The organism is Micromonospora sp. DT4 (genome assembly GCF_049841675.1).
Lineage (GTDB): Bacteria > Actinomycetota > Actinomycetes > Mycobacteriales > Micromonosporaceae > Micromonospora.
The window spans coordinates 1-12,258 of the sequence record NZ_JBNCKT010000039.1 but is presented as its reverse complement, the minus strand read 5'-3'; the positions used below and the strand labels follow the sequence as shown (position 1 = coordinate 12,258).

Below are 12,258 nucleotides of genomic sequence, written 5' to 3'. Positions count from 1 at the left end.
GGCACCTTGCATGAACCCCGCCCGCACTGGGCACAATGATGTGGGAGCGCTTCCATCGATGCTTGTGTTGTAGTAGTTCGCCCCCGTGCCCGAGGAGAAGCCGTGGCCGACACGATCGCCGAGACCGTCGACCTGCTCTACACCATCGACCAGGAACACCTCACCCTCGACCAGCAGATCGCGCTCGGGTCCGCGCTGGCCGCGCTGGCCCAGGCAGAGCGGCTGGAGCAGATCAACGAGCGGCCGCGCGGCATCCACCAGGTGCTCAACACTTGGTCGTTGCGCTCGACGGTGGACGGCCGCTAAGGCCGTGCGTGACCGGTCCGGCCGGGCGGACCGGTCAGCTCAGCTGATCAGGGTGGACTGGGCTGGTTGAGCGCCTCGGGTGAGCTGGTCGGGACGGGCCGGTGAGCATGGGTCAGCCGCAGTGGCACGGGCAGAACGGGATGGCCGGTGGGTTTGTCGGTCGGGGCACGGGCCCACGCTGGTTGCCTGGCTGTGCGAGACTCCGGCGCGACACCCCCTGAGGAGATCAGATGCAGCTCGACAACTTGCAGACCCTGCAGCAGTTCCACATCCGCCAGCGACTGCGGATGATGGTCAACCAGTACGAGGTCCGGGCGGTCGCACCGGACGGCAGCGAAGGCGAGCTGCTGGCGTTCGCGCAGCAGAAGCGGCTCGCTTTCAAGGAGCAGGTGACGATCTACACCGATGACTCCAAGCAGCAGCCCCTGCTCGGCTTCAAGGCCCGCCAGCGCCTCGACCTCGGTGCCACGTACGACGTCACCGACGCGGCCGGCAACCCGATCGGCCTGTTCCGCAAGGACTTCGCCCAGTCCCTGCTCCGCTCCACCTGGCACGTCGAGCAGGCCGGCCTGCCGCAGGTGACGGGTCAGGAGCGCAGCCTGCCGGTGGCACTGCTGCGCCGGTTCGTCGACTCGCTGTCCTGGCTGCCGTACCACTTCGACTTCACCGCCGGCGGCCAGCCCGTCTTCTCGGTGGTCAAGAAGTGGGGCCTGCGCGACAAGTACGTGGTCGAGGTGCAGAACCCGCAGATCGACCGCCGCCTCGTCATCGCCATGGCCGTCGCTCTCGACGCGCTCCAGGCTCGCTGACACACCCCGGCTGGCATTTCGCCAACCGCCTTCGGCTCCGCTGGCCGGGGCAGCGGCCCACGGCCCCGCCCCGGCCCGCAGGCTGCCGCCCGGTTCGATCCGGCACCCTTCGGTCAACTTGGCTGCCCCGCTCACCCTGACTGCCCCGCTCAGCCTGGACGCACCGCTCAGCCTGCCTGCCTGCCCCGGTCAACCTGACTGCCCCGGTCAACGTGGCTGCCCCGCTCAGCGTGACTGCCCCGGTCAACCTGACTGCCTCGGTCAACGTGGCTGCCCCGGTCGACGTGGACGCACCGCTCAACGTGGCTGATCCGGTCGACCTGGACGCGCCGCTCGGCCCGGCCGCGCCCTGCCCTTCAGCCGCGCACCGGGCCGGCGCGGGCCGTCGATGTGGCGACCCGGTTCAGACCCGGCATCGGCGTGAACGCCACCTCGACGGTCACCAGCACGTCGAGTCCGTCAACGACACAGTCGATCATTCGACCCGCGTCGCGCTGGGCGATGTCCGACGCGGACGCGCACGCCACCGCGTCACCGTCGAGCGCTCGGGCAGCCCCGGCCAGCGCGCCGAGATCCGCGGCCACCGCCGCCCGCTGGGTCGCCATTCCGGCAGCCGCGACGGCGGCGCCGAATGTCCCTACCAGCACGAACACGAGCCCCAAGGCGAGCAGCAGAACGGTCGCGCCGCCCCGCTCCGCGTCTGCTCGGCCGTCGTCGCGTCGCTCGACGTCCAGGCTGCGGCCGCGACTCTGGCCGTGGCCGCGGCCGCGGCTTTGACCGTTGTCGCGGCTTTGACCGTTGTCGCGGCTTTGACCGTTGTCGGGCGACCGGACGTCCGGATGGGGCATCACCGATTCGCCCCGTCAGCGCCGGGTTCCACGGCTGCGACGGCGGTGGCGACCACGGTGATCCGTGGTAGCCGGCCGCCCAGCGCGCGGACGGGTGCACGGACCGTGGCCTGCACCCGATCTCCGTCGATCGACACCGTCACCTCTGCCCCCGGCGGCGCGGCCCGTTGCCCGTCCTCGCTGCCGGCGCCTCGGGCGGCAGCCAACGCGGCTTCTCGTGCCGTGTGCAGGCAACTCGCCTGGGTGCTGACGGCGTTGGTCGCGGCCAGACCGGCGAGCAGGAGCAGGAGGAGCGCCGGCAGGCCGGCCGCCAGTTCGGCGGTGAAGGATCCCCGGTCGCCGTCGGCGATGTAGCCCCACCGGTTGCCGCCGGCGATGTAGCCCCACCGGTTGCCGCCGGCGATGTAGCCCCACCGGTCGCCGTCAGGATCCCGCCCGGGAACGTCCGCCTTCCGTGCGCGGTCGACCTGCCGGCGCCCGGTCACTTGAGCGCCCGGTCGATGACCGCGGTCAGCGCCGACTGGACGTTGCCGGAGGTCAGCACCTTCAACAGGATCCCGGCGAAGGCCACCGCGGCGAGCGTGCCGACGGCGTACTCGGCGGTGTTCATCCCGTCGTCGCCGCGCAGCCGGGCGATGAGTTTGCGCATGGGTCTTCCCTTTCTCGATGGGTCAGAGCACGTCGCCGAGGACGGCGACGATCACCGGCACCAGACCGGCGAGAATGAACGCGGGCAGGAAACAGAGCCCCAGTGGCAGCACGATGAGTACGCCCGCCCGGCGTGCCGACGCCTCGGCGGCGGTGGCCCGGTCCGCCCGCAGGTCGTCGGCGAGACGGGTCAGCGCACCGGCCAGCGCCGCGCCGCTGTTGGCCGAGCGGAACGCCGCTGCGGCCATCCGATCCGCTCCCGGCACACCGTCCAACGCCGACCACGCCTCTGTCGGGCCGCCACCGAGGAGCAGCGTGCGGCCCACCCGGGCCAGTCGAGTGGCCAGCGGGCCGTCCAACGCCTCGGCCACCGCCAGGACCGATCTGTCCACCGGAGCGCCCGCCCGCATCGCCGCTGCCAAGAGGTCAGCGGCGAGTGGCAGGTCGGCGGCCTCCCGGAGCCGCTGGTTGCGAACGGCGGGAGACTCGATCCGCCGCAGCAGCACGTCCAGCAGGACCGCGGTCGGGATCGCGCCGATCAGCCCGAACCAGCCCCCGACAACCACGGCCACGGCAAGCCCGGCCATACCTGCCGCGAGCCGGATCGCATCCGGTCGTCGGCGTTTGTCCGCCTCGCCGCCAGCGAGCAGCGCCGGGGACATCAGGCGGCCCGCCCCGGCGCACTGCCCAGCCGCTCGGCCCAGAACAGGCCGACGACCTGCAGGGCGACGGCGAGGACCGCGCAGACCCCACCGACCGTGCTGTGTAGGAGCACGGTCAAGGGATCGACCCCAATCCCGTACCCGAGCCCGATCCCGCCGACCGGCAGGGCCGCCAGCAACCAGGCCGTGGCGCGTGCGCCTGCCGCCTGTGCCGCTGCGGCGGCCAGTCCGCGGTCGGTCGCCCGGGCGTCCGCCTCGATCCGCTCGATCAGCTCCGCCAGCGGCGCGCCGGTCCGATCCGCCAGGCGCACGGCCGCCGAGGTCAGGTCGCGTAGCCGGTCGGTGCCGGCCGTTGCCTCGACGGCGGCGATCTCAAGAGTCGACGGCACGGGCAGGCCCGCCCGGAGGTCCGCCGCCAGACCACAGAGCAGGTCGAGGGCGTGCCGTCGAATCACCTCGGCCTGCCGATTCGCCCTCCAACGCAGCAGCGCCCGCGTGGCGAGCGTGCCGTAGCTGGCCACCGCCACCGCGGCCACCGGCCCGGCAGCCACAGCACCGACACCCGCCCCCACCAGACCAACCAGCAGCAACACACGACGCGGCGACCGTCGGGCGCGTACCGGAAGATTCGCGAGCGGCCCGCCGGACTTCTGGCCCGGCGGCTCCGCGAGCAGCCCGCCGGTATCGCGGACCGGTAGGTGGTCCCGGTGCTCGACGGCCTCCAGGGTCTCCGGCCGGGCGGTGGCAGCCGGGCGGCGAGAGTCCCGGCGGGCCGGCGGACGTGCCGGGCCGGCCGGCCGGGTAGGCCCCTCCGGTCCACCGGTCGCCCACGAACGGCCCGGCGCGTCGTCGAGGTCCCGAGTGGACCAGGCGACAGCCGTCCGCCCGCTGCTGATCGCCGACGCCGCCGTCGGCTGAGCGAGTACGTCCGGGTGAACCGAGACCGGCACGCCGCCGAACTCATCGGTCGATCCGTCCCGGCCACGGGCGAGATCCCTGATCCACTCGATCAGGGCGTCGTCCGGGTTGGCGCCGGTGGCACCCCGGGACGACCCCAGCACCCGGCGGCGACGGGCTCGGATGCGCTGCGCCGGCCAGACCACCAGGATCGCGACGACCAGCAGCAGCGCCACCACCAGCATCGTCGTGCCGTTCATTCCGGGCCCGCCGATCCGGGCCACGGCTCGCCGAGGATCGGCGGAACCGCCACGCCCCGGTCCCGCAGCAGCGCGCCGAACGTTCGGGCGGCCAGGCCCAGCCCGCGTCCACGTACCCAGGCGGGCACCACGGTGGCCAACCGTTCCGGCCCCTCGGGGAGCAGCAGACAGATCGATTCCAGGACTCGACCCTGGTCACCGCGACGTACCTGAAGCAGCACCTGAAGCGCGGCGACCACCTGCGCGTGCAACGCGGCGCGGGGCAGCCCGCCCAGCATGCCGAGCGCCTCCAGCCGGGCCGGTACGTCGGACGGGGTGTTGGCGTGCAGCGTGCCGGCACCACCGTCGTGGCCGGTGTTCAGCGCGGCCAGCAGGTCGACCACCTCCGCGCCCCGGCACTCCCCGACCACCAACCGGTCCGGGCGCATCCGCAACGCCTGCCGGACCAGGTCGCCGAGGCTGACCACGCCCGTCCCCTCGACGTTGGCGGTACGCGCCTGGAGCCCGACCACGTGCGGGTGCCCCGGTTGCAGCTCCGCCGCGTCCTCCACCAGGACGATCCGCTCGGTGGCGGGCACCAACCCGAGCAGCGTGTTGAGCAGGGTGGTCTTGCCCGAGCCCGTGCCGCCGGTGACCAGGTACGCCAACCGCGCCGCGACGACGGCGGCGAGCAGCGGTGCCACCGATCGCGGGACCGTCCCCTGACGCACCAGCTCGTCGAGGGTGAACGGGCGGTGCCGGAACGTCCGCAGGGACAGGTAGGGGCCCTCCGTCGCCACCGGCGGCAGCACGGCGTGCAGGCGGGTGCCGTCGGGGAGTCGAGCGTCCGCGTACGGGGAGCCGTCGTCGAGCCGCCGGCCCGCGCTGGCGATCAGTCGCTGTGCCAACCGACGGACATCCTCGACCGAGCCCACCGGGACCGCCACCTGGTGCAGCCCGGCACCCCGGTCGACCCAGACACGGACACCGTTGACCAGGACGTCGGTGACCTCCGGGTCGGCCAGCAGCGAGGCCAGCGGCCCTGCGCCGACGAGGTCGTCGTGCACCCGATCGGCGATCCGCAGCACGGCGGTGTCGCCCAGCACCGCCGCGGTGGGCTCGGCGCGTACGGCGGACACGATCGCCGCCGGGGTGAGCGGATCGGTGGTGGCGACGATCCGCTGTCGCACCCGGGCGGCGAACGTGGCGTCCTCCGGCCGGCCGCTCATGCCGCACCGGTCGTGGCGCCGGTGAGGTCCGCGACGATCTGCTGACACAGGGCGGCGAGCGGACCCTTGCCGGCCGCCGCCGGGGCCTCGCCGCGTTCGAGGCCACGGCAGAGGCCGGGCTCGGGACGCAGCGTGCCCGCGAGGGGAAGCCCGAGGGCCCGTGCCACCTCGGTCGCGCGCAGGCGGCCCGGGGCGGGCCCGCGCACCACCACCGAGAGCGCGCCGCAGTGTGGTGCGGCCACGGCCACCACCCGAGCGGCTGCCGCGGTGGCACGCAGCTCCGCCGGCACGACGACGAACGCCTGGTCGGCCGCCTGCAACGCGACCACGGCGGCGTCGTCGAGCTGCCGGGGCAGGTCGATCACAACAAAGTCCCGCCCACGGTGGGCGGCGTCGACGGTCGCCGCCATCGCGGCGGCGGGGAGTGCCAGCATCTCGCCGCGATCCCAGGAGAGCACGACCAGGTCGCCCCGGCTGGGCAGGGCCTGGACCAGAGCCGGCGCGTCCACCCGCCCGTCCGCGCTGGTGAGCGACGGCCAGCGCAGCCCTTCCAATTGCTCCCAGCCGAGTACGAGGTCCAGCCCACCGCCGAGCGGGTCGGCGTCGATGAGCAGGGTGCGCAGTCGGGCCCGCGCGGCGGTCACGGCGAGCCCGCCCGCGAGCACGCTCGCCCCTGCGCCGCCTCTGCCCCCGAACAGCGCGACGACCCGCGCACCCGGGCCGTCCGGCTGGTCGGGGCCGTGCTCGGCCAGGCGGTCCACGAGCCACGGCTCGGCGGCGGGCAGCGCGGCGACGTGTTCGGCACCGATCAGCTCGGCGATCTGCCAGCCGGGGTCGATCTGACCGGTCCTGCCGACCAGCACCAGCCTGGGCCGCTTCGGTAGTCGGGCCCGCAGGCACGCCTGGGCCTGGTCGACGCCGAGCAGCACCAGCGGCGCGGGACCCCAACGGGTGCGCGCCGCAGCGGGGTCGGCGGCCAGCTCCACCTCGGTGCCGGCGGCGGCGGCGAGCCGGAGCAGTTCGTCGAGCAGGTCGCCGTCCGCCGTGACGACCAGCGGGAGCCGTCGGATCGGCGGAACGGAGGTACGGGGTGCCATCGCGGCCTCCAGCGGTCGGGATCGGATGCACCGCCGACCCTGCTCGCGATGGACCCCGCGCAGCGCCCCCGACCTCATCGCCTGTGGATAACTCCGGGGCCTGTGGACAACGCCCGCCGAAACGGTTGATCTGCTATGCGTACGGGCTTTCGTGCAGCTAGCAGCGTTGGCTGGAAAACACCGTGGGGCCGCTCCCGAGAGAGCGGCCCCAGAAAACGCCGGTCAGCCGACGCGGTCGGTCCAGGAGGTATCGAGGATCATCTGGTACGCGCTGAGCCGTACCGGCGTGAGCGTCAGCATCTCGTGGGCGAGCAGACCGCCCGTGTTCGCGTCGAAGATCAGCAGGAACTGGGCGTCGTGTTCGCGGTCGTCGAAGGTGACCGCCGCACCGGCTCGACCCGCGTGGTCGGTCACCTGCTAAGGATCCAGGGCACGTTTGGCAAGTCGCCCCGCTGAGGCGAGTCCAAGATGTGACGCGAGGGATCGGCCAAAGCTATCGCAACCCTCTCAAGATCCGGCTGGCATCGGGAGTAACCGATAGGGCTCGACATTCGTTGTGAGGTTACGGTCAGTGACGGTAGAGCAACTATGAGCGGGGCCGTGAATCCGGACATGTCGGCCACACCGTTTGACAGCTCTGTCTTTGAGGACGATTTCGCTACTTATGTCGCGACTGCCACTCAGAATCCGGAAGTCCGCGCCGCATACGAGGACGCCCAGGAGACGCACCGAATCTTGGATAGTCTCGTCGGTCTGCGTCGTGCGCTGCGGCTCACTCAGACGGCTGTTGCTCGCCGAATGGGAATTAAGCAGCCTGCGCTGTCGGAGTTTGAAAACGAGGCAAGCGATCCTCGACTCTCCACTCTTCACCCAATGCCACGTAGCTTAAGTTGATCATGTTGTGTGGGGTTGAAGACGGTAGATGTGAACGGTGGCTGGGTCTGGGTGGCGGATGCTGGCCGGCTCGTCGCGATTCTTGACGCGGTAGCTGTTGTGGCGGGCTCGTTTGACGGCGCGGGGGCAGGTGCGTTCCCGGCGTTCGGGGATCAGCAGGGCGGCGAGGCCGGCGAGGTGGGCCGGTAGTTGGTCAGTCCAGTCTTGAGGGGGGAATGTCCGCCGTTCCGGTGGCGGTGCGGCGGATCATGCGTAGGGCCTTGGTGAAGGAGATCTGATCTGGATCGAGGTCGGCGGCGGCGGACGCTTTGGCGGTCAGTGCGCTGATCGCGTGGTGGACGATCAGGTAGGCCCAGATCTCCTGATGTGCCAGGTCCGGCAGGCGGGACCGCAGAACCTTCCCTGGACCGCGGAGGTGGGTTTTGAGCTGGTCGTTGGCGGTTTCTTCCTCCCAGCGCTCGTGGTACGCGGCGGCCAGTTCGTCGGCGCGGGCGTCGGCGGGGTCGGTGATGGTGGTGATCAGGGTGATCAGTTCCCCCGTGCCGTTGCCGACGCGGTCGGACACGTCGTACTCGAGCACCCGGGCGAGATGAACCACAGGCAGGCCCCGGTCGTCGAACGCGTCGGGAACAGTGTTGATGTCACCGAGGTCGGCCCCGGCGCGGGCGGCTGCCAGCAGCCGCTCCCGCCGTCCGCCACGGATCGTTGGCTTGATCAGGACGGTGAGCCAGGTGCCGTCGGACAGGACACGCACGACGGGCAGGTTGAGCTGGGTAGGGGCCCGCCACAGCAGCGCCGCCCCGGTGGCCTGGGCGGCATCCCACGCCTGCCAGGAGTAGAAGCCCCGGTCAGCGGTGAGCAGTTCGTCGCCGCGAAGCCGCGGATACAGGCGCTGCGCGAGGGTCTTCTCACCCACGGCGTAGGCGTCGATCTCGGCGGCGACGAAGGCGTGGGTGCCGCACTCCGCGAGGGCCACGACCCGGGCCTTCGGGAATGCCGAACGGTTTTCCCCGGATCCGGCGTAGCCGAACTCGGCCGCGTTCTCCACGCTGTCAGGCAGGTCGACCTCGAACCCGTCGATCGCCAGCAGCCGCCACCGGCGCAGGAACGACCCCCGCGCGGTACCCAACGCGCCCATCGCAGCGGTCGGGCCCGCCACGCCCGCGACCGGCCCGCACGTACGCTCGAACACCTCGGCGAACACCCGACGGCCCAACCGTTTCCGCGCCTGCGTGATGGCGCTGGACGTCGGCACGCTCCAGGCCGCATTCCAGCACCCGAACCGGTCCAACGACCCCGTTACCTTGGTCGCGACTTCGGTGTAGTCATCGTCGGCGAACAACGCCAGCCCCAACGTCAGATACGCGGTCACGTGCGCCGGCAGTTTCCCGTCCGACCGCTTCTCCCGCACCCCGCACACCTCGACCGCGGCGTCGACCTCCTCCCGCGACACCTGCGAGATCAACACCCCCAACGTCACCTGATCCGGGCGCACGACCGGACGATCCACCACAGCCACCGACATGACCCGTGATCAAAACAGCCCGCCCGGTAGCGGCCGCCACGCCACGCCGCACATCCCACGAGTCCATACAGAACCGCAGGTCAACCCAAGATCAACTTAGGCTACGTGGCATTGACTCTTCACCGGTATGCGCGGGCGGTTGAGGGCCGCATCAGAATCGCCCTGGAAATGCCTGCTGATTGTGACTGGGTCTCGCCGAGTGTTTCGGCCTACAGCGCGGAGAAGCCCGCCTTGGCCGACTCCAATGTGCCCGTGAAGCGCAGCACCATGGCACGCGCGTGGCGCTCCAAGTCCGAGTGGGACCTGACTGCATGAAGATTTCCAGCGACATCGATTTGTTCGCTGCACAGCAGGCAGCAGCGCGGGTAGCCGCAAGGGCTGAGATCCGCGACGTTAGATTGTTCAGCTCGACCGTGGAGCTGGACAACTTTCCGTCGACAGGGAGCAGGCTTAAATGGTCCTTGGACACTGATGTTGCCGTGGAACGCGAAGAGGATGATTCTGCCTTCATCCTGAGAAGCAAATACACCCTTGCAGTTTTCGAGGCTAGTGAAACTAGCCCGGAGTCTGACATTGACTCTAATAGCGATAGCGGCGGAAATAGCGATGAAGAAGGATGCGTTGCCGACCTCTCCTTCGAGTTTGCCGCATTGTTCAACCTCGAAATGTGCAGCGGCGACGAGCCGGTGATTGATAGCGAACTCCAAGCCTACGCCTTCACGACGGGTCAGTTTGCGATATACCCCTTTGCACGCGAGTACATTTACGACGTGACTGGGAGGCTAGGTCTTCCGCCGTTGACTGTGGGTGTATTGCAGTTTCCTGTGCGACGCGACTCATAGCTCTCAACGGATTCCTGCCATCCCCGTCTGCCGTCGACCCGCCCTCTTGGGGAGCGGGCCGCCGCCCGGCCCGCCACGTCAAGATGGCCTTGACGCACGGTCGGACGCTGGCGGGTCGGGCGGTGGTCTGCTCGGCTTGCCCGGGTCGATGGCAGGCGTGATGGCCTACCTCAACCACCCACGGACCGCGAGCCGCCGACGGTTCTCCGACCATCCCGGAGCCCGAGCGCCCCGCCGGAGGCGCAGTTACCGCAACCCTGCTAACGGCCGCCAGTTCACCGACGCGGCCAGCGGGCGCTCCCCTGCGTCAGGCGCGCTCGTGGCCGCGCGGCCTGGCCGGCTGCCGGCCCACCATCACCCGGTCAACGCTGCTGTCGTGCTGCGGCGGCCGCTTGGGCTTCCCGCCTTCGCGCCAGCCGCCGGGCGTGTTGCGTGGCCGGAATCATCATGGTCGCCGGCCAGAAGGTCGCCCTCGGCCGGCTGCACCGGCACCAGACCGTCACCGTGACAGTCTCCGAACGACCCTGGCCATCGAACTCACCGACGGCGACACCAAGGTCATCCGACGCACGACCACCCAGCCAGTCTGTAGCATCAAAGGCCAGCGACCGCGGATCGCTACCCAAGTTTCCTAGACCACCCGTCGCGCATCACCTGGCGGAGCTACGTCGCACATCAACTGTCGGATCACATGCTGGCAGTCCGATGTCCGATCTCGGCAGCTGCATGACCGATCGGTATCAGGGCCTGCGTGACACTGCGTCTGTTCGCGTAATGGGGAGGACGACCGTAGGCCTGCCTGGCAGGGTGAACTGGTGCCGGATATTGACCCCACTGAGGCGGAGTACCTCCGCCAAATTGAGCTTCTTGCCCATGACGTCGCCAATCGGGCGCTCGACGAGGGCTGGCTGAGCTTTCATCCCGATCCTGACGATGCGACTCCCCTGCAGCGTGCCGTCAACGCGCTGGCACGCCAGCTGCGGCACCACCACTTCGACGATGACGGCTGCGTTGACCCGGACGCCCCCCTTGTCGGCCTAGCCGGAGCGCTCCTGGTTCGTCCCACCCGCGTTATGACCGAGCAGGAGTACATCGACATCTGCGAGCGGCTGGGCGTTGAGGCACGGCCGCAGGGGTGGGCGTTGTGGCACACCTGGGACCAGCAGGGCCGACGAATCACCATGGTCACCACCAGGATCAGCACAACTGAAGGAATGCTGCTGACCTGGTCGAAAGGCCGCCATATGATGCCCGTCAAACCGCCACGCGCCGCGGTGGCAGCCACTGTCAAGGGATGGCTTGGACCGGCGGTCCGATCTCCCGGATATGCCGCCGAGACGGGAGTATCGGAAGCCGCCGTCGCTGCTTCGGAGTCACCATGCTCGACAGATGGGTCTAGTACGGCAGCCGTACTTCGTGATCATGGCTGAGGCGGGCGGGAACAGGACGGCCGCCGCGTGATCTTGAGTCTGTTGTGGACAAAACTTCAGATCTTGCGGTGGCCGTAGGTCACAGCGTAGACCCGCAGCGGTGGCAGCGGGTCAGTGACCAGGTGATCGGAGCGTTCGCGGGCCGGTTCGCCCGGGTGGAACCGCGGCGGGCTGCGGCCGGGTTTGTCACCGGGCTGCTCGCGGGCCTGGAGATCAAGACGAGCTGGCAGTTGGCCGAGCAGGCCGGGCATACCCGGCCGGACACGATGCAACGGCTGCTCTATCGGGCGAGATGGGACGCCGATGCCGTGCGGGACGACGTGCGGCAGGTCGTCGTGGACCGGCTCGGTGACCCCGACGGGGTCCTCGTGGTCGACGAGACCGGTGACCTGAAGAAGGGAAAGCACACCGTCGGGGTCCAGCGCCAGTACACCGGGACCGCGGGCCGGATCGAAAACGCCCAGGTCGGGGTGTTCCTGACGTACGCGAGCCGGCACGGGCACACCCTGATCGACCGCCGGGTGTACCTGCCCGAGTCCTGGACGAGCGACCGTCAGCGGTGCGAGCAGGCCGGCGTCCCGGACGACATCGCGTTCGCCACCCGCTCGCAGTTGGCCGAGGACATGATCACCGCAGCGGTCGCAGCGCACGTCCCGGCGAGGTGGGCGGCCGCGGACGAGGCCTACGGCAACAACAGCCACCTGCGCCGCGAATTGCGGAAACTACGTCTCGGGTACGTGCTGGCCGTCTCCCGCGACCGTCTGCTGCCGCTGGATGGCGGTAAGACCCGCCGCCGCGCTGACCTGATCGCTGCCGACCTGCCGGTCACGGC

Annotated in this window: 15 protein-coding genes; 6 read left to right on the top strand and 9 right to left on the bottom strand. The window is 70.3% G+C overall.

Annotated features, from left to right (window positions below):
* Positions 1-102 precede the first annotated feature (102 nt).
* Together ACLQ24_RS13900 and ACLQ24_RS13895 are read left to right on the top strand one after the other, a co-directional pair.
* Positions 103-306: a hypothetical protein gene (locus ACLQ24_RS13900; protein ID WP_425891793.1), complete on the top strand. Its 204-nt coding sequence runs from the start codon at positions 103-105 to the stop codon at positions 304-306.
* A 230-nt stretch (positions 307-536) separates the two neighbouring features.
* Entirely contained in the window at positions 537-1,115 is a 579-nt protein-coding gene (locus tag ACLQ24_RS13895; protein WP_425891791.1) for a hypothetical protein, read from the top strand.
* 356 nt (positions 1,116-1,471) lie between these two features.
* Here the strand turns inward: ACLQ24_RS13895 and ACLQ24_RS13890 are convergent, their stop codons facing one another.
* The 8 genes from ACLQ24_RS13890 to ACLQ24_RS13855 form a co-directional block, all read right to left on the bottom strand.
* On the bottom strand, positions 1,472-1,849 hold the full coding sequence (locus tag ACLQ24_RS13890; protein WP_425891835.1) for an Rv3654c family TadE-like protein: 378 nt from the start codon (positions 1,847-1,849) through the stop codon (positions 1,472-1,474).
* Between the two features lie 113 nt (positions 1,850-1,962).
* Positions 1,963-2,340 (bottom strand): TadE family type IV pilus minor pilin, encoded by a 378-nt coding sequence (locus ACLQ24_RS13885; protein ID WP_425891833.1) that lies wholly within the window; start codon positions 2,338-2,340, stop codon positions 1,963-1,965.
* 104 nt (positions 2,341-2,444) lie between these two features.
* Positions 2,445-2,612: a DUF4244 domain-containing protein gene (locus ACLQ24_RS13880; protein ID WP_234584142.1), complete on the bottom strand. Its 168-nt coding sequence runs from the start codon at positions 2,610-2,612 to the stop codon at positions 2,445-2,447.
* Positions 2,613-2,634: 22 nt separating this feature from the next.
* Entirely contained in the window at positions 2,635-3,273 is a 639-nt protein-coding gene (locus ACLQ24_RS13875; RefSeq protein WP_425891788.1) for a type II secretion system F family protein, read from the bottom strand.
* Entirely contained in the window at positions 3,273-4,454 is a 1,182-nt protein-coding gene (locus ACLQ24_RS13870) for a hypothetical protein (RefSeq protein WP_425891786.1), read from the bottom strand. The genes ACLQ24_RS13875 and ACLQ24_RS13870 overlap by 1 nt, the downstream gene beginning before the upstream one ends.
* A complete protein-coding gene (locus ACLQ24_RS13865; protein WP_425891784.1) occupies positions 4,427-5,638 on the bottom strand; it encodes a TadA family conjugal transfer-associated ATPase in 1,212 nt (403 codons plus the stop codon). Before ACLQ24_RS13865 ends, ACLQ24_RS13870 begins: the two co-directional genes overlap by 28 nt.
* Positions 5,635-6,735 carry a septum site-determining protein Ssd gene (ssd, locus tag ACLQ24_RS13860; protein ID WP_425891782.1) on the bottom strand — a complete coding sequence of 367 codons (1,101 nt, stop codon included), beginning with the start codon at positions 6,733-6,735 and terminating at the stop codon, positions 5,635-5,637. Before ssd ends, ACLQ24_RS13865 begins: the two co-directional genes overlap by 4 nt.
* A 222-nt stretch (positions 6,736-6,957) precedes the next feature.
* Complete coding sequence (locus ACLQ24_RS13855; protein ID WP_425891781.1) at positions 6,958-7,149, bottom strand: hypothetical protein; 192 nt, start codon at positions 7,147-7,149, stop codon at positions 6,958-6,960.
* A 174-nt stretch (positions 7,150-7,323) separates the two neighbouring features.
* On the opposite strand from ACLQ24_RS13855, the gene ACLQ24_RS13850 reads away from it, so the two are divergent.
* On the top strand, positions 7,324-7,629 hold the full coding sequence (locus ACLQ24_RS13850) for a helix-turn-helix domain-containing protein (RefSeq protein ID WP_425891779.1): 306 nt from the start codon (positions 7,324-7,326) through the stop codon (positions 7,627-7,629).
* Between the two features lie 193 nt (positions 7,630-7,822).
* On the opposite strand, the gene ACLQ24_RS13845 is transcribed toward ACLQ24_RS13850, so the two are convergent.
* Positions 7,823-9,124 carry an IS4 family transposase gene (locus tag ACLQ24_RS13845; protein ID WP_425891778.1) on the bottom strand — a complete coding sequence of 434 codons (1,302 nt, stop codon included), beginning with the start codon at positions 9,122-9,124 and terminating at the stop codon, positions 7,823-7,825.
* A gap of 341 nt (positions 9,125-9,465) precedes the next feature.
* Here ACLQ24_RS13845 and ACLQ24_RS13840 point away from each other — a divergent pair, with 341 nt between their 5' ends.
* The 3 genes from ACLQ24_RS13840 to ACLQ24_RS13830 form a co-directional block, all read left to right on the top strand.
* Entirely contained in the window at positions 9,466-9,996 is a 531-nt protein-coding gene (locus ACLQ24_RS13840; protein ID WP_425891776.1) for a hypothetical protein, read from the top strand.
* A gap of 815 nt (positions 9,997-10,811) precedes the next feature.
* Positions 10,812-11,426 (top strand): hypothetical protein, encoded by a 615-nt coding sequence (locus ACLQ24_RS13835; protein WP_425891774.1) that lies wholly within the window; start codon positions 10,812-10,814, stop codon positions 11,424-11,426.
* A gap of 125 nt (positions 11,427-11,551) precedes the next feature.
* A partial coding sequence (locus ACLQ24_RS13830) for an IS701 family transposase (RefSeq protein ID WP_425891831.1) occupies positions 11,552-12,258 on the top strand: 707 nt, incomplete at its 3' end.

Bases quoted from the DNA above. Each gene is read 5' to 3' on its own strand.
- ACLQ24_RS13895 (WP_425891791.1), top strand. From the start codon at position 537: ATGCAGCTCGACAACTTGCAGACCCTGCAGCAGTTCCACATCCGCCAG.
- ACLQ24_RS13880 (WP_234584142.1), bottom strand. From the start codon at position 2,612: ATGCGCAAACTCATCGCCCGGCTGCGCGGCGACGACGGGATGAACACC.
- ACLQ24_RS13875 (WP_425891788.1), bottom strand. From the start codon at position 3,273: ATGTCCCCGGCGCTGCTCGCTGGCGGCGAGGCGGACAAACGCCGACGA.
- ACLQ24_RS13865 (WP_425891784.1), bottom strand. From the start codon at position 5,638: ATGAGCGGCCGGCCGGAGGACGCCACGTTCGCCGCCCGGGTGCGACAG.
- ssd (WP_425891782.1), bottom strand. From the start codon at position 6,735: ATGGCACCCCGTACCTCCGTTCCGCCGATCCGACGGCTCCCGCTGGTC.
- ACLQ24_RS13850 (WP_425891779.1), top strand. From the start codon at position 7,324: ATGAGCGGGGCCGTGAATCCGGACATGTCGGCCACACCGTTTGACAGC.
- ACLQ24_RS13840 (WP_425891776.1), top strand. From the start codon at position 9,466: ATGAAGATTTCCAGCGACATCGATTTGTTCGCTGCACAGCAGGCAGCA.